This window comes from Pseudomonas sp. FP1742 (assembly GCF_030687145.1).
Classification (GTDB): domain Bacteria; phylum Pseudomonadota; class Gammaproteobacteria; order Pseudomonadales; family Pseudomonadaceae; genus Aquipseudomonas; species Aquipseudomonas frederiksbergensis_D.
Window position 1 is genome coordinate 1,530,340 of record NZ_CP117460.1, and the last position, 22,810, is coordinate 1,553,149.

The 22,810-nt window shown below is 54.6% G+C and carries 22 protein-coding genes, 2 tRNA genes and 1 pseudogene; 14 read left to right on the top strand and 11 right to left on the bottom strand.

Going from position 1 to position 22,810, the window contains the following annotated elements:
- Window positions 1–18: 18 nt before the first annotated feature.
- Entirely contained in the window at window positions 19–1,452 is a 1,434-nt protein-coding gene (locus PSH64_RS06860) for a M48 family metalloprotease (protein ID WP_305480329.1), read from the bottom strand.
- Between the two features lie 99 nt (window positions 1,453–1,551).
- Here PSH64_RS06860 and PSH64_RS06865 point away from each other — a divergent pair, with 99 nt between their 5' ends.
- Entirely contained in the window at window positions 1,552–1,791 is a 240-nt protein-coding gene (locus tag PSH64_RS06865) for a sulfurtransferase TusA family protein (protein ID WP_007941445.1), read from the top strand.
- 31 nt (window positions 1,792–1,822) lie between these two features.
- Window positions 1,823–2,893: an AI-2E family transporter gene (locus PSH64_RS06870; protein ID WP_105348189.1), complete on the top strand. Its 1,071-nt coding sequence runs from the start codon at window positions 1,823–1,825 to the stop codon at window positions 2,891–2,893.
- 143 nt (window positions 2,894–3,036) lie between these two features.
- On the opposite strand, the gene PSH64_RS06875 is transcribed toward PSH64_RS06870, so the two are convergent.
- Window positions 3,037–3,510 carry a peroxiredoxin gene (locus PSH64_RS06875; protein WP_105348191.1) on the bottom strand — a complete coding sequence of 158 codons (474 nt, stop codon included), beginning with the start codon at window positions 3,508–3,510 and terminating at the stop codon, window positions 3,037–3,039.
- A 10-nt stretch (window positions 3,511–3,520) separates the two neighbouring features.
- The gene (locus PSH64_RS06880; RefSeq protein ID WP_105348193.1) at window positions 3,521–4,081 is read right to left on the bottom strand and encodes a glycine cleavage system protein R; all 561 of its coding nucleotides are present in this window, start codon (window positions 4,079–4,081) and stop codon (window positions 3,521–3,523) included.
- 326 nt (window positions 4,082–4,407) lie between these two features.
- Here PSH64_RS06880 and dapA point away from each other — a divergent pair, with 326 nt between their 5' ends.
- The 5 genes from dapA (at window position 4,408) to PSH64_RS06905 (ending at window position 8,098) form a co-directional block, all read left to right on the top strand.
- A complete protein-coding gene (gene dapA, locus PSH64_RS06885) occupies window positions 4,408–5,286 on the top strand; it encodes a 4-hydroxy-tetrahydrodipicolinate synthase (protein ID WP_007941448.1) in 879 nt (292 codons plus the stop codon).
- Between the two features lie 17 nt (window positions 5,287–5,303).
- Window positions 5,304–6,419: an outer membrane protein assembly factor BamC gene (gene bamC, locus PSH64_RS06890; RefSeq protein ID WP_105348199.1), complete on the top strand. Its 1,116-nt coding sequence runs from the start codon at window positions 5,304–5,306 to the stop codon at window positions 6,417–6,419.
- Window positions 6,420–6,423: 4 nt separating this feature from the next.
- Window positions 6,424–7,182 carry an MBL fold metallo-hydrolase gene (locus PSH64_RS06895; protein WP_105348201.1) on the top strand — a complete coding sequence of 253 codons (759 nt, stop codon included), beginning with the start codon at window positions 6,424–6,426 and terminating at the stop codon, window positions 7,180–7,182.
- A 28-nt stretch (window positions 7,183–7,210) separates the two neighbouring features.
- Window positions 7,211–7,924 (top strand): phosphoribosylaminoimidazolesuccinocarboxamide synthase, encoded by a 714-nt coding sequence (gene purC / locus PSH64_RS06900; RefSeq protein WP_007898671.1) that lies wholly within the window; start codon window positions 7,211–7,213, stop codon window positions 7,922–7,924.
- Between the two features lie 84 nt (window positions 7,925–8,008).
- Window positions 8,009–8,098 (top strand) — tRNA-Ser (locus tag PSH64_RS06905).
- A gap of 206 nt (window positions 8,099–8,304) precedes the next feature.
- On the opposite strand, the gene PSH64_RS06910 is transcribed toward PSH64_RS06905, so the two are convergent.
- Window positions 8,305–10,413 (bottom strand): hypothetical protein, encoded by a 2,109-nt coding sequence (locus tag PSH64_RS06910; RefSeq protein WP_305480330.1) that lies wholly within the window; start codon window positions 10,411–10,413, stop codon window positions 8,305–8,307.
- A 770-nt stretch (window positions 10,414–11,183) separates the two neighbouring features.
- On the opposite strand from PSH64_RS06910, the gene PSH64_RS06915 reads away from it, so the two are divergent.
- The 4 genes and pseudogenes from PSH64_RS06915 to PSH64_RS06930 all read left to right on the top strand — a co-directional run bounded on the left by PSH64_RS06915 (window position 11,184) and on the right by PSH64_RS06930 (window position 14,320).
- Window positions 11,184–11,906, top strand: coding sequence for a hypothetical protein (locus PSH64_RS06915; protein WP_305480331.1), 723 nt, complete (start codon window positions 11,184–11,186; stop codon window positions 11,904–11,906).
- 949 nt (window positions 11,907–12,855) lie between these two features.
- Window positions 12,856–13,143 (top strand): annotated as a pseudogene (locus PSH64_RS06920) (cell envelope integrity protein TolA); the annotation flags it as partial.
- Between the two features lie 201 nt (window positions 13,144–13,344).
- Window positions 13,345–13,560 carry a hypothetical protein gene (locus PSH64_RS06925; protein WP_305480332.1) on the top strand — a complete coding sequence of 72 codons (216 nt, stop codon included), beginning with the start codon at window positions 13,345–13,347 and terminating at the stop codon, window positions 13,558–13,560.
- 133 nt (window positions 13,561–13,693) lie between these two features.
- Window positions 13,694–14,320 (top strand): recombinase family protein, encoded by a 627-nt coding sequence (locus tag PSH64_RS06930; protein ID WP_305480333.1) that lies wholly within the window; start codon window positions 13,694–13,696, stop codon window positions 14,318–14,320.
- A 212-nt stretch (window positions 14,321–14,532) separates the two neighbouring features.
- Here PSH64_RS06930 and PSH64_RS06935 read toward each other — a convergent pair whose 3' ends face one another.
- From PSH64_RS06935 to PSH64_RS06950, 4 genes are all read right to left on the bottom strand, one after another.
- A complete protein-coding gene (locus PSH64_RS06935; protein ID WP_305480334.1) occupies window positions 14,533–14,910 on the bottom strand; it encodes a Rap1a/Tai family immunity protein in 378 nt (125 codons plus the stop codon).
- A 20-nt stretch (window positions 14,911–14,930) separates the two neighbouring features.
- A complete protein-coding gene (locus PSH64_RS06940; RefSeq protein WP_305480335.1) occupies window positions 14,931–15,341 on the bottom strand; it encodes a hypothetical protein in 411 nt (136 codons plus the stop codon).
- A 273-nt stretch (window positions 15,342–15,614) separates the two neighbouring features.
- Window positions 15,615–15,723 (bottom strand) — tRNA-OTHER (locus PSH64_RS06945).
- Between the two features lie 34 nt (window positions 15,724–15,757).
- Window positions 15,758–17,227: a tyrosine-type recombinase/integrase gene (locus PSH64_RS06950; RefSeq protein ID WP_305480336.1), complete on the bottom strand. Its 1,470-nt coding sequence runs from the start codon at window positions 17,225–17,227 to the stop codon at window positions 15,758–15,760.
- Window positions 17,228–17,690: 463 nt separating this feature from the next.
- Between PSH64_RS06950 and PSH64_RS06955 the strand changes: the two genes are divergently transcribed.
- The 3 genes from PSH64_RS06955 to PSH64_RS06965 all read left to right on the top strand — a co-directional run bounded on the left by PSH64_RS06955 (window position 17,691) and on the right by PSH64_RS06965 (window position 19,401).
- A complete protein-coding gene (locus PSH64_RS06955; RefSeq protein WP_074874292.1) occupies window positions 17,691–17,882 on the top strand; it encodes a DUF1508 domain-containing protein in 192 nt (63 codons plus the stop codon).
- A 169-nt stretch (window positions 17,883–18,051) separates the two neighbouring features.
- Window positions 18,052–18,978: a LysR substrate-binding domain-containing protein gene (locus tag PSH64_RS06960; RefSeq protein WP_105348204.1), complete on the top strand. Its 927-nt coding sequence runs from the start codon at window positions 18,052–18,054 to the stop codon at window positions 18,976–18,978.
- Between the two features lie 57 nt (window positions 18,979–19,035).
- Entirely contained in the window at window positions 19,036–19,401 is a 366-nt protein-coding gene (locus PSH64_RS06965) for a 5-carboxymethyl-2-hydroxymuconate Delta-isomerase (RefSeq protein ID WP_105348207.1), read from the top strand.
- Between the two features lie 3 nt (window positions 19,402–19,404).
- Here PSH64_RS06965 and PSH64_RS06970 read toward each other — a convergent pair whose 3' ends face one another.
- The 3 genes from PSH64_RS06970 to PSH64_RS06980 all read right to left on the bottom strand — a co-directional run bounded on the left by PSH64_RS06970 (window position 19,405) and on the right by PSH64_RS06980 (window position 22,635).
- Complete coding sequence (locus PSH64_RS06970; RefSeq protein ID WP_105348209.1) at window positions 19,405–20,340, bottom strand: LysR family transcriptional regulator; 936 nt, start codon at window positions 20,338–20,340, stop codon at window positions 19,405–19,407.
- A gap of 147 nt (window positions 20,341–20,487) precedes the next feature.
- Window positions 20,488–21,435, bottom strand: coding sequence for a DMT family transporter (locus tag PSH64_RS06975; RefSeq protein ID WP_305480337.1), 948 nt, complete (start codon window positions 21,433–21,435; stop codon window positions 20,488–20,490).
- Window positions 21,436–21,450: 15 nt separating this feature from the next.
- Window positions 21,451–22,635: a cyanate transporter gene (locus PSH64_RS06980; RefSeq protein WP_105348214.1), complete on the bottom strand. Its 1,185-nt coding sequence runs from the start codon at window positions 22,633–22,635 to the stop codon at window positions 21,451–21,453.
- Window positions 22,636–22,810: the final 175 nt, after the last annotated feature.

Below are 22,810 nucleotides of genomic sequence, written 5' to 3' on the forward strand. Positions count from 1 at the left end.
TTTTTGTTCCTGAAGACGTCAGCCCATCATGTCCTTTACCATGCGCTCCTGCTCCATCAACTCACGTTGCCGTGCGTCGATCCGCGATGACAATGGGAAGTTGCTGCCCGCCTTGCGCTTGGCGAAGTCCAGTTGCTGGATCGCTTGGCGATAATCGCCGACCAGTGCAAAATACTCCGCGCGAGCCTGATGCAGGCCGATGATGTTGCCCGACAGGCCGCGAGTCTCGGCCACCAGGTACCAGACGTCCGGATCGTCGGGACGGGTCTTGAGCAGGCTCTCCAACGCTTTTTCCGCATCGGCCGCTCGATTCTGCTTGAGCAGCAGGTCGACCCGCACCTGATTCAGTGGGTAGTTGCCCGGATACTGGGTGAGCATCTGATCGACCCGTGATTGAGCGTCGGGCAGACGGTTATTGGTGATGTCCAGGTCGATCTGCGCCAGGTTGTAAATGATCTCGTTCGGCGATTTGGCCAGCAGCAGCTTGAGGTTCTCGCGCGCTTCATTCAGCTGGCCACCCTTGATCTGGGCGATAGCCAGGCCATAGCGCGCGACATCGTTTTTCGGGTTTTCATCGAGTTGAGCCCGGAAACGCTTGGCGCCCAGGCCTGGGGTTTCTTCATAAATCAGCTGCACGCGCGCGCGAATTAACTGATAACGCATGCTGTCTTCGATACCGCCTGGTTTGGCCTGTTCGGCACGGTTGCGGGTGTCGGCGATACGCGATTCGGTCACCGGGTGAGTCAGCAGGAATTCCGGCGGCTTGGCATCGTAGCGGTACTGGCGCATCAGCCGTTCAAACATGGTCGGCATCGAGCGCGGGTCGTAACCGGCCTTTTCCAGATTCATGATGCCGATACGGTCGGCTTCCTGCTCATTCTGGCGCGAGAAGCGTCGTTGTTCCTGCATCGCCGCCGCCTGAGTGCCGGCAATGGTCGCGATCCCTGCATCGCCTGCACCGGCGGCGGCAATCACGATCCCGGCCAGCAACGCAGCCATCATCGGCACTTGCATGCGTTGCGACGCTTCGACACCACGGGCGAAGTGACGCTGCGACAAGTGGGCCAGTTCGTGGGCCAGAACCGAGGCATATTCGCCTTCGGTCTGGGCGTTGAGGAACAAGCCGCCGTTGACGCCGACGATCCCGCCCGGCGCGGCAAAAGCGTTGAGCTGCGGGCTGTTGATCAGGATGAACTCCAGGCGCCGGTCATTGACCTGGCTGGTTTCCACCAGTCGATAGACGCTGGACTCGACGTAATCCTTGAGTTGCGGGTCGTTGAGTTGCGACACCTGGCTGCGCAGCATCGCCAGCCACGCACGGCCCAGTTGGTATTCCTGTTGCGGCGAGACAATGGCAGAGCTGGCGTCACCGAGTGACGGCAAGTCGTCGGCGAAGCCTGGTGAGGCGAGCAGGCAAGCGAGCGTCAGCAGGGTAGGGCGCAAAAAAGTCATGCACAAAGCCTTAGTCGACAAAGACGTTACTGTAGCCGGACACTACGCTTGGGACCAGATATTCTAAGCGGCTCAACCCCCCAGCCCCGGAGTGATTCGATGACTGACGCTGTAACCCACGACGCAGAGCTGGACGCCAGTGGTCTGAATTGTCCGCTGCCGTTGCTCAAGGCCAAGATGGAACTCAACCGACTGGCCAGCGGTGCGGTGCTCAAGGTGATTGCCACCGATGCAGGCTCTCAGCGCGACTTTCGCACCTTTGCCCGATTGGCCGGTCATACGCTGCTTCGTGAAGAAGATGAGGCGGGCGTTTACCGCTATTGGTTGAAAAAAGCCTGAAACCTGCTGCGTTCGTTCCTAAGGATTATTGATGTTCAAAGTGTTACGCGACTGGATTCAGCGTTACTTCTCGGATGAAGAGGCCGTGGTGCTGGCGGTGCTGCTGTTTCTGGCATTTACCGCCGTACTCACCCTGGGCGGAATGCTTGCGCCGGTGCTGGCCGGGATGGTGCTGGCGTATCTGATGCAGGGGTTGGTGGTAATCCTCGAGCGTCTGCGCCTGCCGGGCGCCGTGGCGGTGGGGCTGGTATTCGCGTTGTTCATGGGCGGGCTGCTGGTATTCATCCTCGTCGTGGTGCCCCTGCTCTGGCATCAACTGATTACGCTGTTCAACGAATTGCCCGGCATGCTCGCCAAATGGCAGTCGCTGCTGTTGCTGCTGCCCGAGCGTTACCCGCATCTGGTGTCGGACGAGCAAGTGCTGCAGGCGATCGAAGTGGCGCGGGGCGAGATCGGCAAGTTCGGCCAGTGGGCCCTGACATTCTCATTGTCGAGCCTGCCGCTGTTGGTGAACATCATGATCTACCTGGTGCTGGTGCCGATCCTGGTGTTTTTCTTTCTCAAGGATCGGGAGATGATCGGCCAGTGGGTTCGCGGTTACCTGCCGCGAGAGCGGGCGCTGATCACCCGGGTCGCGCAGGAAATGAACCGGCAGATCGCCAATTACATTCGCGGCAAGGTCATCGAGATTTTCATTTGCGGTGGCGTGACTTACATCGCTTTCGTGGCGCTGGGACTCAACTACGCGGCGCTGCTGGCGTTGCTGGTGGGGGTGTCGGTGGTGGTGCCCTACGTGGGGGCGGTGGTAGTGACTGTGCCGGTACTGCTGATTGCGCTGTTCCAATGGGGCTGGAGCGATCAGTTCATCTATTTGATGGCAGTCTACGGAATCATTCAGACGCTGGACGGTAACGTGCTGGTACCACTGCTGTTCTCGGAAGCGGTCAACCTGCACCCGGTGGCAATCATCTGCGCGGTGCTGCTGTTTGGCGGGTTGTGGGGCTTCTGGGGCGTGTTCTTTGCGATTCCCTTGGCGACGCTGTTCAAAGCCGTGCTGGATGCCTGGCCGCGCAAGGAACCTGAGGTGTCGCCGCTGCTTTAACGGTCAGCGTTGGTTGTGCGGTGAGGCTGATGGCCTCTTCGCGAGCAAGCCCGCTCCCACAGTTGACCGAGCTGTCCAGGCAAGCACGGTCTAATGTGGGAGCGGGCTTGCCCGCGAAGGCGTCCGAATAGACGCCCAAAAAATCAGGCCTTGTTCAGGGCTTGAGCAGCCGACAAAACCGCATCCACATGCCCCGGCACCTTCACGCCGCGCCATTCCTGACGCAGCACGCCATCCTTGTCGATCAGGAACGTGCTGCGATCAACACCCATATATTCCTTGCCGTAGAGCTTTTTCAGCTTGATCACGTCGAACAACTGACAGATGGCTTCGTCCTTGTCGCTGATCAGCTCGAAGGGGAATTCCTGCTTGCACTTGAAGTTCTCGTGAGACTTCAGGCTGTCGCGAGATAGACCGAACACCTCGGTGTTGGCCGCTTTGAACGCCGCGTACTGGTCGCGAAAACCCTGGCCTTCGGTGGTGCAGCCCGGTGTGCTGTCCTTCGGGTAGAAGTAAATCACCACTTGCTTGCCTTTGAGACCCGCGAGGCTGACGGTCTGCCCGCTGGTGGCGGGTGCTTCGAAGTCGGCAACCGGTTGGTCGATGGCTACGGCCATGAAAGCTTCCTTACATTGGGTTTTGGGGGCGCCACGGTTCAATCAGTGCGTCCAGGTTCATGGCATCGGCGAAATCCAGGAACTGGTCACGCAGCCAGCTGATCTGGGTACCGGCCGGCAAAGTCACGGTGAACGTGGCGTTGAGCATGGTGCCGCCGGTCTGCGGGGCCTGATAGGTGTCGCAGGTCAGGTTCTCCAGTTCGACATTGTGATCCATGAAGAACTGGCACAGCTCATTGATGATATCCGGGCGGTAGGCCGAGCTGACGTAGGCGACGTACGGCAGTGCCTGGGGGCGGTTCTCCAGGGCTGCACTGCGCACCACGTTGACCGTGAAGACGTGTCGTTTGGCCAGCACTGGCAGGCTGCCTTCGAGGCGCGCCAGAGCATCCCAGCTGCCGGAGACTTCGAGGATCAGCGCACTGCATTCGCCATGACGCGTCAGGCGAGAGGTGACCACGGCACAGCGGTTTTCATGGCTGGCGCGGCACAGGACGTTAGTCAGCTCCATGGGGTTGGCGCCGAGGGCACTGATGACAAGGAATTGTTCGCGAACTGTGGGGGTGGACATGCAGCATTCCTAAAGCGATGAGCGGTCGATACTGTTATGGGCTTTTTTATCGGGAACGAGCCTGCAGATCAGAATTCACAAACCCCAGCCGAAGGTTGCAACGTGCTCCAGTATGGCGAGAGCGAGGGGTGGCAACGCTGGATCGGGGCTTGTGATGCCGAAAATTGAGGCTGGAACCCGGCGTACGAGCTTATCAGTACCGATCAAAGTCTGAAGGGTAGCGAAAAGCAGCGCCAAGGGGAATGGCGGCAGCGCAGTACTTCGCTTGTACAAGCATCTTGGCGCCAGTACCATTACCGCTCTCTTTTTCCGGCAGGAGCGGTTGCATGATTGCGGGCAGTATGGTGGCACTGGTCACACCCATGGATGCACAGGGTCGTCTCGACTGGGACAGCCTGAGCAAACTGGTGGACTTCCACCTGCAAGAGGGCACCAACGCCATCGTGGCGGTCGGCACTACGGGTGAGTCGGCCACGCTTGACGTGAACGAGCACATCGAAGTGATTCGTCGCGTGGTTGCCCAGGTTGCAGGGCGTATTCCGGTGATCGCCGGTACGGGCGCCAATTCGACGCGCGAAGCGATCGAACTGACGACCAACGCGAAGAACGCTGGCGCCGACGCGTGCCTGCTGGTAACCCCTTATTACAACAAGCCGACGCAGGAAGGCCTGTACCTGCACTTCCGCGCCATCGCCGAAGCGGTCGATATCCCGCAGATTCTTTACAATGTGCCGGGCCGTACCGCGTGCGACATGCAGGCCGAGACGGTGATCCGCCTGTCGACCGTGAAGAACATCATCGGTATCAAGGAAGCCACGGGCGACCTGCAGCGCGCCAAGGATATCCTGGCCGGCGTGAGCAGCGACTTCCTGGTCTATTCCGGTGACGATGCGACTGCAGTCGAGCTGATGCTGCTCGGTGGCAAGGGCAACATTTCGGTGACCGCCAACGTTGCACCCCGCGCCATGAGCGAGCTGTGCGCCGCTGCGATGGCTGGCGATGCCGTCAAGGCCCGGGCGATTCACGAAAAACTGATGCCGCTCAATAAGACCCTGTTTATCGAATCCAACCCTATCCCCGTGAAATGGGCGCTGCATGAAATGGGCTTGATGCCGGACGGTATCCGTCTGCCGCTCACCTGGCTCAGCGCTGCCTGTCACGAACCGCTGCGGCAGGCCATGCGCCAGTCCGGCGTCCTGGTTTAATTGAGGAAGTACTACGCATGAAGCGAATGGCCGGACTTTCCGCACTTGCCTTGATTATCTCCAGCACCAGTGGCTGCGGATGGATCTGGGGCCCGGAAGGTTACTTCCGCGACCGTGGTAGCGATTACCTGGAAGCGCAACAGACTGCACCGATGCAACTGCCACCGAACGTCAGCACCTCCAAGCGTCTGGATCCGCTGTTGCCGATTCCGCGTAACGTGGCCGACGACACCGTCAAGGGCGAGTACATCGTGCCTCGTCCGCAGCCATTGTCGGCAGCGGCTGATGTCAGCGCCTACTCACTGCAGAAGAGCGGCGATTCGCGTTGGATCATGGCCCAGAACTCACCGGCCGAAGTCTGGCCTGTGGCCGTGCAGTTCTTCCAGGACAACGGTTTCCGCCTGGACGAACAGCGTCCGCAAACCGGTGAATTCACTACCACCTGGCAGCATTCCGATGAGCTGTCCGCAGCCATGGCCAAGCGCCTGAGCGCGGCCGGTGTCGGTGCCGACAGCGAAACCCGCGTGCGGGTGCGTATCGAACCGGGCGTGCAGCGCAACACCAGTGAAGTCTATGTGGTCAGCGCCGAGCGTCCTGCCGGCAGCACCGCCAACGTCGATTTCACCAATCGTTCGGTCAACACTGGCCTGGACGCAGCATTGGTCGACGACATGCTCGCGAGCATGAGCCGCACTTCGGAGAAGGGCGGTTCGGTTTCCATGCTGGCCTCTCGTGATTTCGACACGCCAAGCCGTGTCAGCCTGACCGAAGACGGCAGCGGCAACCCGGTACTCAACGTCGGTACCGACCTGGATCGTGCCTGGTCGAGCGTCGGTCGTGCGCTGGAACAGGGCGAATGGCGTGTTGAAGACATCAACCGCAGCCTGGGCCTGTACTACATCAACCTCGCTGAAAAAGCCGAGAAGAAGGACGAGCAGCCAGGTTTCTTCGGCAGCCTGTTCGGCAGCAAGCCGAACAAGGAAGAAGTTGAGGCCCGCGCCGAGCGTTATCAGGTTCGCCTGAGCAAGGTCGGCGAGAACGTACAAGTCACCGTCGAGAAGAACATCAACACCGTGGCGCCAGCAGACGTGGCGCGTAAAGTGTTGACCGTTATTCAGGACAATTTGGGCTGATCACATGCGTTTTGCCGTTCTCGGCAGCGGTAGCCAAGGGAACGGCACGCTGGTAGCCAGCGATGACACGTATGTACTGGTGGATTGTGGTTTCTCCCTGCGGGAAACCGAAAAACGCCTGCTGCGCCTTGGGGTGAGCCCTGCGCAGTTGAGCGCGATACTTGTAACCCACGAACATGCCGATCACGTGCATGGCGTGGGTTTGCTGTCTCGGCGTTACAATCTGCCTGTCTACCTCAGTCGCGGGACCCTGCGCGGGATGCGCAAACCGATTGAACCCGCAGGCCTTCTGGCTGGCGGCGAGCAACTGCAAATCGGCCCTCTGAGCATCGGCGTCATTGCCGTGGCCCATGATGCGCAGGAGCCGACGCAGTATGTCTTCAGCGACGGTCAGCGGCGTTTCGGCCTGTTGACCGACCTGGGGTCGTACTGCAACAAGGTGCTGGACGGCTATCGGGACCTCGATGCATTGATGATCGAGGCCAACCATTGCCGTGACATGCTGGCTCGCGGTCACTACCCGTACTTTCTCAAGCAACGGGTGGGCGGTGAATTGGGGCATTTGAACAACCATCAGGCGGCATTCCTGGTGGCCGAGTTGGGCTGGCAAGGCCTGCAACACCTGGTCCTGGCCCATCTGAGCAGCAAGAACAACCTGCCGCAGCTGGCCCGGCAATGTTTTGTCGACACCCTCGGGTGCGACCCGGACTGGCTGCAACTGGCCGATCAAGATTCAGGGCTCGACTGGCGATACATCGCCTAGCCCACCTACTTAGCAAGCGGAGCCCATCATGGAAAAACGTGAAGAACTCTACCGCGGCAAAGCCAAATCGGTTTACAAGACCGACGACGCTGACCGCTTGATCCTGCTGTTTCGCAACGACACCTCGGCGTTCGACGGCAAGCGCATCGAGCAGCTCGACCGCAAAGGCATGGTGAACAACAAGTTCAACGCCTTCATCATGCAGAAACTCGAAGCAGCCGGCGTGCCGACTCAATTCGACAAACTGCTGGGCGACAACGAATGCCTGGTGAAAAAGCTCGACATGATCCCGGTCGAGTGCGTCGTGCGTAACTACGCCGCCGGCAGCCTGGTCAAGCGTTTGGGCGTGGAAGAGGGCATGAAGCTCAACCCTTACACCTTCGAACTGTTCCTGAAAGACGACGCCAAAGGCGACCCGTTCATCAACGAATCCCACGTCGTGGCATTCGGCTGGGGCACCGCCGAGCAACTGGTTCGCATGAAAGAACTGTCGCTCAAGGTCAACGAAGTGCTGAGCAAACTGTTCGACGACGCCGGCCTGCTGCTGGTCGACTTCAAACTCGAATTCGGCGTGTTCTCCGACGGCTCCATCGTTCTGGGCGACGAATTCAGCCCGGACGGCTGCCGTCTGTGGGACAAGGCCACCGGCAAGAAAATGGACAAGGACCGCTTCCGTCAGGGCCTCGGTGACGTCATCGAAGCTTATGAAGAAGTCGCCAACCGTCTGGGCGTACCGCTGTAACCGACGCAAGCATCTGATAGCACGGAAAAAAATCGCTAAAGGGGGTTCGCTTCCGGCGATTGTGCTGTTATGATGCGCGCCGTTGGAGAGATGCCAGAGTGGCCGAATGGGACGGATTCGAAATCCGTTGTACCTTCACCGGTACCTAGGGTTCGAATCCCTATCTCTCCGCCATACAAATGAAAGCCCCGTAATTCAATGAGTTACGGGGCTTTTTTGTTTTTGGTTGTACTACTGGTTTGTACTACTGTACAAGGCCGTCGGAAGGCTCTGAGGGGTGTTATCTCGCGAATGTAGGGGTTGCCCTAGGCCTGGCCCGTAAACGGCTTGCCAGTGGCTTATGAAGGGCTCTGGCCTAGCGTGAATCCACCATCCTTTGGCTACAGCGTCAGATTGTCCCACTTTTCAATTCTGATCATTAGAAACCCACGTGAGGCGTCTGCCACATACACTTCAACTTCGATGTTGTCGATGGGACGTAACGTGCAAGCTTCCGGTGATTTGTCATAAATCGCCGTTCCGAAAGTCCCGTCTGCACTAATAGAAATTGCCGGAAATTTGAAACCTCTCTGATACAGTGCGGCTATTCCCTTTCTTAAAGCCGACCAGTCAACTGTTTTCACTGAGATTGGCATAAGTCTATGATAGATCCCGTCAATTGTCAGATTCGCTAAATCCATACATGGTCGAATAATTTCAGACAGCACGGATATGTGTGCGTTATCCAATTGTTCTGCCAAGTTTTGAATTGTGTTGCCAGCTTGTATTTGGGACAAGCAATGCATGATCAATTCTTTTTTCAGTGGTTCATTGGGTGAAGTGTGTTCTTTTGCGTGTGATATCACTGTGAATATTAGCTGCGAAAGGGCTGACTTAGCTGTGGGGTTGTTGAATAGAGATATAAGGTTGGATTTCTGAAATGAGTTTGCGGTTATTACTGGGTACAGGGACCTTCCAAGCCTAAAAGTACTTACGTAGAATTTATTTTTCTTCAATATGTCATTTTCAAACCAATCTATAATAGGCTGGAAGTCCGTATCTTTGTCTACTGATGCGGATATTGTTATGTTTATGTCGGGTCGTTCAATTTCAGTCGCGGAATCCGCCAGCATCATCAATTCATCTAGATATGATTCAAGGGATGTGAAGTTCCAGAACATCGCGGCATCTAAGTTTTTTGGTCGTTTGCTACTATTTCGGGCTACGTATCGGAGATATGCATCAAGTCCCACAGCTAATCCGAATTTGAATGCGTCGGAAAGTTGTATAAATCCCTCTTTTAAAAACTGTCGTTGAAACAGATTTTGGATCAGCCATATGCCGGTATATGGGTCGCGCCAATCGCTAGTACCAGGTTTGAATAAAGTACTTCTTCCATTTAATACAGCGGGGTGGGAAATGTAATTTCGTGCATAATCTCCGATTAGTCCCCAGAATTCAGTTGCCTGGGGTGTTGCCCGATTCTGTAGCGAGTGTTTTGCTGATTCCCAGTCGATGTGATCTTCAAATGAGGGAGTGCAAAATGTCCGTATTATAGGGTTGAAGCTTTTTGTGATGACTTTAATTAGCGAAGCAATTCCTGATTCTGTTCCGGAGAAATCAATTACATCAGAAATTTTTGCAGCCAAATGGCCGTCGTTCTTTGTGATAAGTTTGTTTTCAAGCATGTATTTGAAAAAAGCCAAGGGGCTAGTACTGCAAAATGTTATTGAATAAGGAGGGGCGTTGTACTCATCTTCGTCCTTCCACAAGACTGCGAAGCCATGAAGTCCGGCACGGTCAGCTTCTCTTGTGAGTGTGGTCAAGGCGAGCATTAATCGTTTTGTAATCTGTTCATTGCTTATGTTGTCAATGCAGTCGGTGAGCGATATTGTTACGCTAGTAAGTCCGTCGAGCGGGAAAGATGTTGTGCCTGTTAGCTGCCAGGCTTCGGGTCGAATAATGTTGAAGTGATACTTATTCTCGATAACTTCTAGTTCTAAGCACAGTAGCTTCTTGTTTGACCAGGCGATTGCACTTCCCGCTGCGTGCTGTAGAAGTACGGACCACTCTGTTGATATAAGAACGAAAGTAACTTCGTAGTTCGATAGAAAAGGTAGTGTGTTTTTTATTTCGTGTTCGTATGCAAGTAGTTCAGTAAGAGCCTGCCTTCCCGTCTGTTTGGATTTTTTTAGCTCGAATATTGTTATCGTTTTGTCGTGATGGTTAAAGCCTACTATGTCGGGTCTTAATGTTTCTGCTGTTGTCGTAGAAATGTTTAGGTCGTTAGATAATAGCGTTAGTTTGGTTAATGACTGTAATGTGTTGTGTGCGGATGTTATGCATTTAAGTCGAATGTATTCGTCAATGGAAAATGTGGGTAAAATCAGTTCGTCAATGCTGGTAAAATTTTCTATGTCTTTGATGTGGGCGGGGTTGATGCGGTCTACAAAGGCATCATTCGCAATAAGTCTTTCAACTTCCTGTTGGATAGCTTTCTCTGAAAGCATGTCGGTGATCCTTCTGTTGGTGTCAGTTGTAATGGCTTTGGTCTAGCACAAACTTGTCAGTTGCTGAAGAAAACCTGTAAAAATTTTATACCTGCACGGTCACAGTGAGTTTGCCGGGTAGCATTCGGCATAGATTGCCACCTTGTAGGGGTAGGTTGGTTGACAACGGTAACTGTTGTCGACTGATTAGCTAGCCGTATTCACCGACGCCGGATACGCTAGCTCGCCCCAGTTTGTCTTGTAGGCTCGAATCGAAAAATGCCATTTGCCGCAGCAGCCCTTCATTCCGCTGCCGTGTGTCTGGGCTGGCATCAGTGGGGGGACGTACCGAATTAGCTCTCAGGATGCTTTGCCACCATAGGTGGCCGACGTATTGGTATATGCATCACCGTCCTTTTTAAAATATTTTTGTGTTTTGTTTAGAATTGATCACGTAGGCGTTATACTCAACTACGTACCAAGCCAAAATGCATAATGTGTAGCTTTTCGCTGGAGGTGGTCGCGCCCCCGGAAAATAATTGTATAAAATTTAAAAGTGCTATTTTCCGTGGCTGGTCTTCGGCCTAAACAAGCTTGACTTGCAAACACTAAGATATTCTCCAAACCCGCGTATTATCGGGCGTTGGCTATATTCTGTGGCGGGATATTTATTTCTCTATGGTATCTAGTACGATGCAGTTGAATTCGATGCTGCTCGGCTTGGCGGTTACTAATGTTAAAGGTGTTCTTTCATTCGTCCAACTAGGAAACAGGTTTAATCGAAAATAGTCATGTCAAAAAAAGAAAATCACCACTTCCTGAATCGCTTCATGGGAGTCTCAGTCAAGTGCGATCTTGCATACCCCTCATTAATCAAGATCATAGAAGCACTGTATGTGATGGTATATGGATGCACTAAAGCCTACACTCGGCAGCGCGGTTATCACGTTAGGCTTAGGTTTACAGATAAAATGGATAGCCGCAAATTCAGCGCCCGCCTTACTACGTTTTACAAGAGAAAATCCGACTACATACCACTGCGCTTAACGGTTGTGGAATGCGATGAAGACGAAGAAGGCTTACATCATCACTTCGCTATAATATTGAACGATAGGCTAGATCGGAGATCAAGCTTACAACGCTTTATGGCACAGCTCTTGGCTGGCGGTTTTCTAGCGGACTACAAAGTTGTCTGCCCTGATATTGACGCTTATGGGCACCACCTTCGGACCCTAGAAGAAAAAGACAGTTACTTTGAATGGATGACATATCTTGCGAAGGTCGCAACCAAGGCTGAGATTGGCCAGGTTTGGAGTTCGTGCCGCGCTGTCAGTTGCGCGTTGAAGGAATGGAAACTCGCTGGTAAATCTGATTTACGAAAACAACTATTCGACCAGCGCCCGAAAGATAGTATCGCTACTGTTGATATTTTTGACCTCATGCAATTGGTTGATGTGTCACCCATAGTTATGGTGCCACGTGCGACCTCTAGTGCGCTTTATGGGGTGATTTGAGCGGTTGCCCTGTGGGATTGTACTGGTGTTGTGCTGCGGCCTCCCAAAGGCTCTTATAGGTTCTTCCAGGTGCATCTTGAATTAACACAACTTATATCTGTGCTACTTCTAAGATGTCATGCGGCGATAACCACTGACCGGTAACAAATATCACTGGAATGTATTTGGGTGGATTGACAAGACATTCATCGTCAGCACTGAAAAACTATCTTTACGGGCATTATGCCATCATCATATGCTAGCCGCATCATCAACCCATCAATGCTGCGGTAGCGACATGAAAGCTAAAAAGATATTTTCTGGGTGCATCATTGGAATGACTCTGGCGACAAATTCATTTGCTGACATTGCCAATAAGTCTGCCGAATTCGATCAACCCCCTAGCCGACTCTACCTCGCCCAAGCGCAGCTAGATACATCAGAAGCTGAAGCGAGGCTGTTGGCCGAACATAACGCCAAGGTAAAGGCCGCAGAAGACGCTAAGGCTAAGATGGTAAAAGATGCCAAGGCCAAGGCGGCCGAAAGCGCCGCTGCGGCTAAGGCGCAGTCAAAGGCAATAGAAATTGCCAACGATGCGAAGTATTCGGGTGGGTTATCAGAAGCGCTCCAAAATAACAAAGATAAGGGGTTGGACTGGTTCAAAAACAAAATTTTCAAGCTGGACAAGGCCTCTGCTATCACCGCATGTGATCCAGGCATATGCTACATTTTTGCATTTAATGGACTCTCGCCCCTTGGGATAACCCAAGAAAACCAAGACTTCAACGGTCGACAACTGCAGGGGCAATTTGTTCGTGTTATTGGCACGGACCGACTCGGAAATATTGTGGTCAGCAGATTAACCACAAACGATAAACCCTCGCAAAAATCACGTCCAAACACGCAGGAGAAACCAACACAACAGCGAAGTCTAGCTAGTCCTGTAACTTCAAATTACGCTGAGATAGTGAATAGCATTGATGATTTGATCATAGGGCGAGTAGTTGAAAGCTGGGCTCGCCCACCGTCGGCGCGAAATGGCATGGTGGTCGTGCTACAAGTTGAGATGGTGCAGGATGGCACGATGAGGTCAGTCAATGTCGCCAAGTCCAGTGGAGATGTTCCTTACGATAACTCTGTGGTAGCGGCAGTCAAAAGTATCGGTCGCTTATCGGAAATGCAGGAACTCAAGCCGAGTGATTTCCAACCATACCGTTCATTCAAACTGACATTCACACCTGAAGATCTAACCTTGTGATCAATGGCACCCGGCATGCGCGTAGGGTGCGTCGACGATTGGTCGCCCATGCGTCTTCCTTGATGGTGGGAGTCACCAATAGCCAAATAACCACTGACGAGCCCCAGCGTCTTTCCGCAGGGGCTTGGACTATCAAAACTCTGCTTGTTCGATAATTCCGGCAGACAACATTCCATCACCACCTACTGAAGGATGACCAATATGCCGAACAATGCAGAGGCCAACATCGCCACAGCGGACGTACTGACCTTGTTACTGCACAACCAGCACGCACTAGCCGCAGCAATTGAAGAAGTCGCCTTGTGGGCAAGGTCAACTGGCTCGCCCGAAGCACATGACAACGACATCACGGCGCTGAATGCCCTCGACATAAATGCCTCGGCCATCACCGCTGGTATTCTCAAGTTGAGGCAATAACCGCTATCAAAGAAGTCTACTTGTCTGGTAGTTCGATACCGGCTAACAATCAGCTATCAGATACCTATTGCAGATAGCTTATTGATTGCATTACCATTGATCTATCAAGGCATAGATTAAAGGATAGTCAGCCATGAACACCCACCTCTACTTGCGAGCCAGCACCAAGGATCAAGACGCGCTACGTGCCAAGGCGTCGCTTGAGGCATTCGCGGCTGACAAGAACCTGGCCCTAGCTGGCATCTATAGCGAGAACATTAGCGGCACCAAGCTCAACCGCCCTGAGTTGATTCGTCTGCTGAACACTGCCGAGAAGGGTGAAGTGTTGCTGGTCGAATCTGTAGACCGCCTGAGTCGTCTGTCACAGGCTGACTGGGAAACCCTCAAGGCCACGATCAAGGACAAGGGCTTGCGTCTGGTGATTGCTGACCTGCCCACCAGTCACATGCTGATTGAGGACAAGGGCATCACCGGGCAAATCATGGAGGTGATCAACAACATGCTGCTCGACCTGATGGCGACGATGGCGAGGCTGGACCAAGAAAAGCGCGTTGAGCGTATTCAAGAAGGCTTGAAGAACAAGAAGCTGGTTGACCCTGAGTGGAAGCCAACAGGGAAGGCCAAGGACAAAGAGTTGTGGGGCAAGGTACAAGCTCTCATTGCCAAGCATCCAGCCATGTCAGCCGATGACGTGGCTAAGCTCGCTGAGTGTGGCGTTGCCACTGTCTACAGGATCAAGCGTGAGACGAAGGCTAGCTGATTCGCCTTCTGGAACGCCCTATAGGCCCACCACAGAGCGGGCTTTGTCGTCTTTGAAGGTTTTGGTGATATGCCTGATTGATCGCCTGTAGACGACATTGTAGAGCGTCTGCGAAAGGGTGCTGACCTTATTTAAATATTAAGAATGATTCCCATCTTGGCTAGTGTAGCTTGCTTGGAAACGCCCCAAAGACCTGTGGAGAACGATCGTGGTCACTTCTTGCAGGGGAATGCACCCATGTAGGAAATCAGGGTTAGGGCTGCTGCCGGTAAATGGAGCTGGTCCGGATGCTCCAGCATGTATTTCACAACGATCCGTACCTTCTGGATGTTGGTAGTTCCGTTGGGTGGGTAGCAGGTTTTCATATTGGGGCCTACCGAATCATTCAACACGAATATTGCCCCTTCTACGCCCTCAACGATCCCGCTGCATTGGCCTACATCGGCAGCAGACACGTTCTTGTCACCGTCGGAAAACCTGATTGTCATTTGACAGGCACTGAGTAAGCCGTTTCCATCCAAGGCCATGGCACTACCACTTGCCAGTGTGCCGATCAGTGCAATCCCTGCCGCTACCGTCCATGCCTTCATGTTGATTCTCTTGGTTGTGGTTATTTGGAGAGCCACTTGACCACCGGTACGACGATTGATATCGCGATGGCCAAAGTTGATAGCAGCGTTGCCCGCTGGGATTTGCTGCTTTCTTCTTGAAGTCCCGCCAGTACAGACACAAGCAGGGGAAAGTTGACGCACTTATCGTCAGGCCCCACCTTCAGCGAGAAGAAGGCCACCCTGCTGCCGTCGTCTCTTCTGTAGCCGTATTTCTCCTCCAGATGGTAGTAAAGTCTGCCGAATACAATGTCATCATCTACGTTCAGCTTCTTGGCGATCTTCTTGCAGTCGATTGGCAGGTAGACTTTGGTGGCTCTCCCGTTCTCCGCACCGGTGGTGAAGGTCTCGAATTCTTTGTAGTACAGTTTGTAGATGGTGTTCAGTATCTTGCGGTCTGAGGGTATTTTCATAGGTGGCTGTCCTTGCATTCAACCGTAAGGGGGTGAGCTTACCGACTACCGTAGCCTGCTGCCATCACGTCACACACCCCCCTTGGCTCAGGGTTTCTCGCCCTGCTCCGCCGGAGAAGAATCCCAGCTCAGAACAGACCGCAATCGGCGTTCACATTGCCCTGTGTGAACGAACCCGATATTTTGTGAACGTTCTGCGTGAATTCAAGACGACAAAAAAGGGCCCACCTTTCGGTGAGCCCTTCCAGACCGCCCAGCAGAGCGGATTTTGTTTGGTAGGCGCGATTGGACTCGAACCAACGACCCCCACCATGTCAAGAAGGGTGGGGCAGGGGGAGGTAGATGTTGTGGGTCCCATCCAGGTACCAAGTACCATGTACCTGCTAGCAGGTACCTGTACTCTTATGTTTGGTCGATCATTGTTTGGTCGTCAGGATTGAAGGGAGCTTTGATATGGCTTCAAGCATCTGAACAGGGCTTGCTCCTTTGCTGTATACGTCAAAGGTTACAAGGCCTGTTTCGTGCCCTACCAATTGTGCAATGATCGGTCCTGGCACATCTTGCCTTAGCAACTGGGTGATGACAGTTATCCGAATGCTGTGGAATACGTGACTTGCCCCAAAACCAAGGCGGGTCTTCAGGCGGCCAAACGCCTTCGATAGGGCGGCAGAACGAATCCCGTATTTATTCTGGCTCGAAGATGGGATCAGATAACCATCCTTGGAATCCGTAGCCAGTCGTTTGACTGTCGCTTTGAGGCTCGGGTGGATAGGTACCCGTCGAATTCCTGCGGCAGTTTTACTGTCAGTGATGTCGAAAAACTCTACGTCTTCAGCCGTCAGCAGGTTTTCGACACGAAGCTCGCACAGTTCCTCTATACGCGCCCCTGTCAGCGAGGCCAGAATAATAAGATCGGCTAGCGGGTTAAGGTTGCGATACTTCGCTGCGTCTAGCAATTTTGCCAGCTCGGCAACGGTGTAGTCTTTCCTACGCGCATCCGCTCTTGCTTTGCCTCGAACCTTGGGAAGGTCATGGTTCTCGAATGGGTTCGCCCGATCTTTGAATTCCGAGCGCCATGGGCCGTCGAATCGTATTGCCCACTTCCAAAACATGCTTCCTGCTAGCAGATACTGCGTCAGGGTCTTCGACGCAAGCCCTAGGCCATTCAACCATACCCCAACGCTTTCCGACGTGAGATGGTTCTGAGATTGTTTCAGGAAGGCAGCCAACTTTCGTAGCTTGGACTCCTGCTGATCAATCGTTTTTTGATCAATATGTTGGGCTTTTCGATGCGTCTGAAAGGCCTCAAGGCGAGCGTCAGTGATTGCAGGTTCGTGTCGATGTGTGGTCGGGCTTGCAATGATCTCGGCCAGTTCGCGGGATTGTTCATCATTGACCTTATAGCCCTCGGTGTAGACATCATGGAGCACATCCTTCAAGAACTCCGTCACCACCTCGTAAGCATTCAACTTGTCTTGCAGTTCATTGCCTGAGGGAGGCGGAAGGATCCCCTGTATACCCTTCACAAAATCTGGATTGGCCGACATGAAAGCCTCCAGCCTTTCTACGTCCTGCTTCGGCCCCGTATACGGTTCACCGATGGCGGCACGCTTTCTCTGTTTCATCATTTCTTCTAGGGTCGAAGTGACCCGTATAGCTTTTTCTTGCCAATCGTAGGGGAGCATCCTTTGTCCACGTGCGGCCGCGATCTGAGCCCTCCACGTAGCCAAGTACGCATGGCTAGCGTGCAGAGCTTCACGGTGGGATGTGGTTTTCAATGACTTGATGAAAACGCTGCGTCCGATTTTCGATACCACATCGCTCGGTACCTTCAGTCTTACATACCAATTCTCTTCGTTCTTCTTCTTGATCAAGTGGTCAGCCATCGCCTACCGCACCGTATGATATTTGTACTACTTTCTTGTACTACTTTTGAAGAGTTTCGTCTATTAGGTGCGGGGTTTATAGGGGTTTTGCTTGCTTGGGATCGCTTCCCTATCTCTCCGCCATACATAGAAAAGCCCCGTAGATGAAAATCTACGGGGCTTTTTCGTTTGCGCAGCTTTTCTCATCGAGCCACTTTCGCATTCGTCCTGCTTTTCCCCCGAGTTTTTGGTGTCGGAAAAATCAGCACAACAACGTAAGAAAGATATGTCTATTCACGAGAAAAGTAACTCCACCCAAGTCGTTCTAATTACCGCCCCCCGTATTCATTGAGCGTTTCGTCAATCAAGGTTTTTCCTTCGAAATATCCTCTGACATTGAAAGACTTTGCCTCAAAAATTCCTCATCTACTCTGGTTTCGCAGGTCAATGACCTGTCGTAATCAGTCATCGCAAGGAGCGATCAATGTACTTTGAGATTTACAGGCAAACCCGTGGCACCGCACAGACTGGCAAGGGTCAATGGCGCTGGCGTTTGCGGGCGGGGAATCATGAAACGATTGCCAGTGGGGAGGCTTACGTCAATAAGTCTGATTGCGTGCATGCCATCAGTTTGATCAAGGGGACTCATGATCAGACTCCGGTCAAGGAAATATAGGTTTCAGGCGGTGAAGCTGCTCAATGGGAGCAGCTTCGTTTTGACCGGGTGGTCTTGAGTTGTGAGTGCCCCTGGTTTTTATGGGGCGGGTCGTTTGCCAACCTGCATAGACGCCGATCGCGACACCTCCCTAAACTGTCAGCCAGTCTTGGGGACCGGGGTGCAACGGATGAATCGCAATGAACTACGCAAGGCCGACATCAACCTGATGGTGGTGTTCGAGACATTGATGCTCGAGCGCAACGTCACGCGGGTGGCGGAGAAGCTGTTCCTCGGTCAGCCGACTATCAGTGCGGCGCTGAACCGTTTGCGGACGATGTTCAACGATCCGCTGTTCATTCGGGTCGGCCATCGCATGGAGCCGACGGCGCGGGCCGAGGAGATCATTCAGCATCTGTCGCCGGCGCTGGATTCGCTGTCGGTGGCCTTGAGCCTGACCCACGATTTCGATCCGCTCAGCAGTACCATGACGTTTCGCATCGGTCTGTCGGACGATGTCGAGTTCGGCCTGTTGCCGCCGCTGCTGCGGGCTTTGCGCCAGGAAGCGCCGAAGGTGGTGTTCGTGGTCCAGCATGTCGACTACTGGCGCATTCCCGACCTGCTGGCGTCCGGCGATATCACGGTGGGGATCAGCCAGACCCGGGGCTTGCCGGCCAATGCCAAGCGCAAGTTGTTGCGACACATCCAGCCCAGCATTTTGCGTGCAGACGCATCGGACACGCCGTTGACCCTCGATGAATATTGCGCGAGGCCGCACGTATTGGTGTCCCACACCGCCAACGTCAGTGGCTACGCCGATGAATGGCTGGCGGAGATCGGCCGTACGCGCCACGTAGTGCTCTCCGTCCCGCAATACAGCTCATTGCCGGCGTTGCTCGCCGGCACCGATCTGATCGCCAGCCTGCCGGACTACACGGCGGAGGCGATGGCTGCTTCAGGCCAACTGTTCAAGGAGCCATTTCCGTTCAAGACACCGACCCTGGACCTGTCCATGGTCTGGCTCAGCCACGTCGACAGCGATCCAGCCGAGCGCTGGCTGCGCTCGCGTCTGGAAGCGTTCATGAGTGAGCGTCCGACTCTTCCACTGTCCCAGTGAGTGGGACAGCGCTGTGTTATATGTACGACCTTTCTACCGATTTTCAGGAGCCCCTTCATGCCCCACCTGCACATGGAATACACCGCCAACCTGCCCGAACTGAATGCCGATGTGGCGTTGATGCGACTCAACAACGCGCTGGTCGCTTCCGGGCAGTTTGGCGCCGAGTTCGATATCAAGGCCCGTGCGGTGAAGGTTGAGACTTTCAGGGTAGGCACCGCACCGGGCGAGCGGGCGTTCGTGCATGTAAAGCTGGCACTGTTGAGCGGTCGCTCGCCGCAGATCAAGAAACAGCTATCCGATAGCCTGCTGGCGGTGGTGCAGGATGTCTGTGAATGGCCGGTCGGGGTTGAGGTTCAACTGTGTGTTGAAATTCTCGACATCGACCGAGAGTCCTACACCAAGACTGCCATCGGCCTCTGAGTTTCAGGCCATTTCCTGCTCGGCGCAGGCCTTGATTACTTGCTCGCGCAGCCAGGTGTTGGCGCTGTCCTGATCGACGCTTTGACTCCACTGCATGTCCAGGGTGAAGCCCGGCAAGCCATTGGGCGCTTCGCAGTGATTGAAGATCGCCTCGTTGGCCAGCAATTGCTGGATGCGCCGGGGCAGGGTCAGGATGAAGTCGGTGCCGGTGATCATCTTCAGCGCCGCGCTGTAGCTGTTGGAGCGTGCGACAATCTGGCGTTTGTGGGCCTGTTGAGCCAGCCAGCCGTCAACCATGTTGGTGGTGGACGTCCAGGGCGTCGGGAACACATGCCGACGTTCAGTGAACGCTTGCAGGCTCAAGCGCGGCTCCAGCGGCGTGGCGCGTTTGTCGAAGACGCAGACCAGATCGTCCTCCAGTAGTCGTCTGGAGTTGAAGTCGGTGTGGGTTCGATGGAAGTTCGGGCCGAAACAGATCACCAGGTCGAGGCTGCCGTCGCGCAGTTCTTCGGCCGGGATGTCGGTTTCGAACTTGTGCATGTTGACCATTACCGGCAGGTCAGCGAAGTCGAAGCTCTTCAACAGGCGTGGCAGGATCAACTGTTCGAAGTATTCCGGCGCACAGATGTTGAAGGTCACCGGCTGCAAGGTCGGATCGAACGTCGGTGTCCCGGCATGACACAGGTTGATGCTTTCGAGAATCTTCAGCACATGGGTATACATGGTGCTGGCTTTGTAGGTGGGGCGCATGCCCGTGCGGGTATTGAGGAATAACTCGTCTTCGAAACTGGTGCGCAGTTTCTTCAGGCAGTAACTCACGGTGGACTGGCTGACGCAGAGCGCCTCCGACACACCGGTGACGCTGCTTTGCTCATACACGGCGACAAACACCATGAGGTCCTGCATATCGAGCTTTCTAAGCAAGTTACTGTTCAGCATCCGTTCTGTCTCGCTGTGCTCCTTGCGCTGGTTGTGCGCAAACGTGTGCGAACGATCCTAACGGAACGATAGTGCCAAGAGAATGCCTTGTAGGAAGTTTCGTGGTCGGTTGTGGGACAAAAAATGTTGTGAACACGACTTATGAATTCAATCCCCCGAAACATGGCCAGAGGCCTTCAGCGCTGATTGCTGCGCAGGCATCGCAGAGCGGCTGGATATTAACAGCGCCAACATGCCGACGCCCACCAGTAACGCACCGATGATTTCCAGCGCTCGTGGCGACTGGCGTAGCCAGAACCAGTGGAACAGTGTGATGAACAGGGTACTCAGGTAAATGTAGGAAATGACCGAGGAAGGGGCGATGACGCCAATGGCTCGATGCAGCAGCCAGAAGGTCGCCAGGGTGGCGAACAGTGCCAGGTAGATCAACCACCAGAGATCGCTCGCACTCAGTAATGACGCAGAACGCCAGCCGCCGCTGAACCCGCAGAACGCCAACAGAAACAGCGCACCGAACAGCATGTTCCAGAAGGTCATGCCCACCGTGCCGCGCCCCTTCAGGCTGCTGGCCTTGAGCCTTTGACTCAAGGGCGAGTAGAGCGCCATTGCCAGGCAACCGACCCCATACACCGATATCGCATACAGCGACGGCAGTTCGCCGGGGCCTGTGCCTTTCAACACCAGCATCACGGCACCGGCGGCGGCAACCAGCATGGGCAAAACGCGTTGTTTCAGGCTGCTGTCGGGTATCAGGAAGGCTTCGAACAGCAGCGTCAGTAATGGCACCAGGGTGAACATCGTGCCGGTATTCACCGCCGAGGTGTAGCGCAGCGCTTCGAACAACGAGCCGAAGTACAGTGCCAGCAGCATGCCCAGTGCGGCATGACCGAACAGGCCTTGGACGGTCATGACGGTGTCGCCCTTGAACAGCACCAGGGGTAAAAACACCAAGGCGCAAAACAGCAGGCGCAGCCCTGTCAGCAGAATCGGGTCGATGGTCGGGTTGACTTGGGCTGCCGCGGAAAACGAGGCAGCAATCAACAGAGCCCAGAACAGCATGCCGAAGTGAGCGCCAGCAAAACCTGTAGATTTCATGAAGGAGTTTCCGGCTTAGTGGATGTGTTTGGCGTAATGCCGCGGATCGAAATGCAGAACCATCAGGATCATCAGCGCCATGACGCCCGTCAGTGACCACCAGGCCCATTCGAAACTGCCCAGATGATCGCGAATCATCCCGGCCATCAGCGGCGAGAGGCCGGCGATCAGGTAACCGATGCCTTGCACGAAGGCGGTCAGCCCGCCCGCGCGTTGAGGATTGTCCAGATGATCCAGCGACACGATCAGGCTCATCGGGAACAGTCCGCCGATGCCCAGCCCCAGCAGGCACGGCCACAGCAGGCTCGGGTGTTGCGGGCTCAGAATCAGCCCACCGAAACCGGCCATGATCAGCATCAGCAACACCACCAACACCAGGCGCCGGTCGCGGCTGCGATTGGCGATGGCGGGTGTCAGTAGCCCCGACAACACTTCCATGGCGGTCAAAAAGCCTAGCAACAAACCAGCCTGTTGTTCGCTCCAGCCTTTTTCCACGTAATACGGCGCCAACCACGCCAGCACACAGGTGTAGGACGCCGTGCCCAGGCCAAAGAAGATGGCGAGTAACCAGGCGCGGGGGGTGCTGAAAAAGGATTCTTTGCGTGACGATTTCGTACTCAGTGCTGGCATTCCCGAGCGTTGCGCGCACCAGAACAGCAATGCCGCCAGCGCCAGTGCCGCCCAGATTGCCAATCCCACTCGCCAACTGCCGGTACGGGTCATCACCAACGGCGCGAATGACGCCGCTATCGCCGCGCCGCCCATGATTGACGTCACGTAGAGGCCCATGCACACGGCAACGTTGTTGCTGAAACGGGACTTGATCAGGGCGGGCATCAACGCCTGAATCAGCGCAATGCCGACGCCGGCCATCACCGCGCTCAGGATCAGTTCCGCCGCCGAATCGAGAAACAGCCGCGCCACCGTGGCCAGGCCGATGATCAGCAGCGACAGCACCACGGTGCGCTGTTCGCCCAGGCGCTGACTGACCCCGATGCCGAAGAACATCGCCAGCCCCATGGCCATGACGGGCAGCATGGTCAACAGCGAGGCCAGGCTGAAATTCAGAGGGATGTCACCGCGAATCGCTGACAGCAAAGGGCCGACGGCGGCCATGGATGGACGCAGATTCAGGGCGACAAGAATGATGCTGAACATCAGCCAGAGGGCAGGGCGGGAGGTTGCGCGAATGTTTTCCATAATCGGACCTTCAGAAACAAGGAGCCGATTAGGCGCGCGAGATCCAAGGGCGGCAAATCAGAAAATCTGGAGCAGTATTTAGAAATTAAATAACGATGGTGCAACGCAAATCCATTGTGGGAGCGGGCTTGCTCGCGAAAGCGGTCTGACAGGCAACATTGATGTCGACTGACGC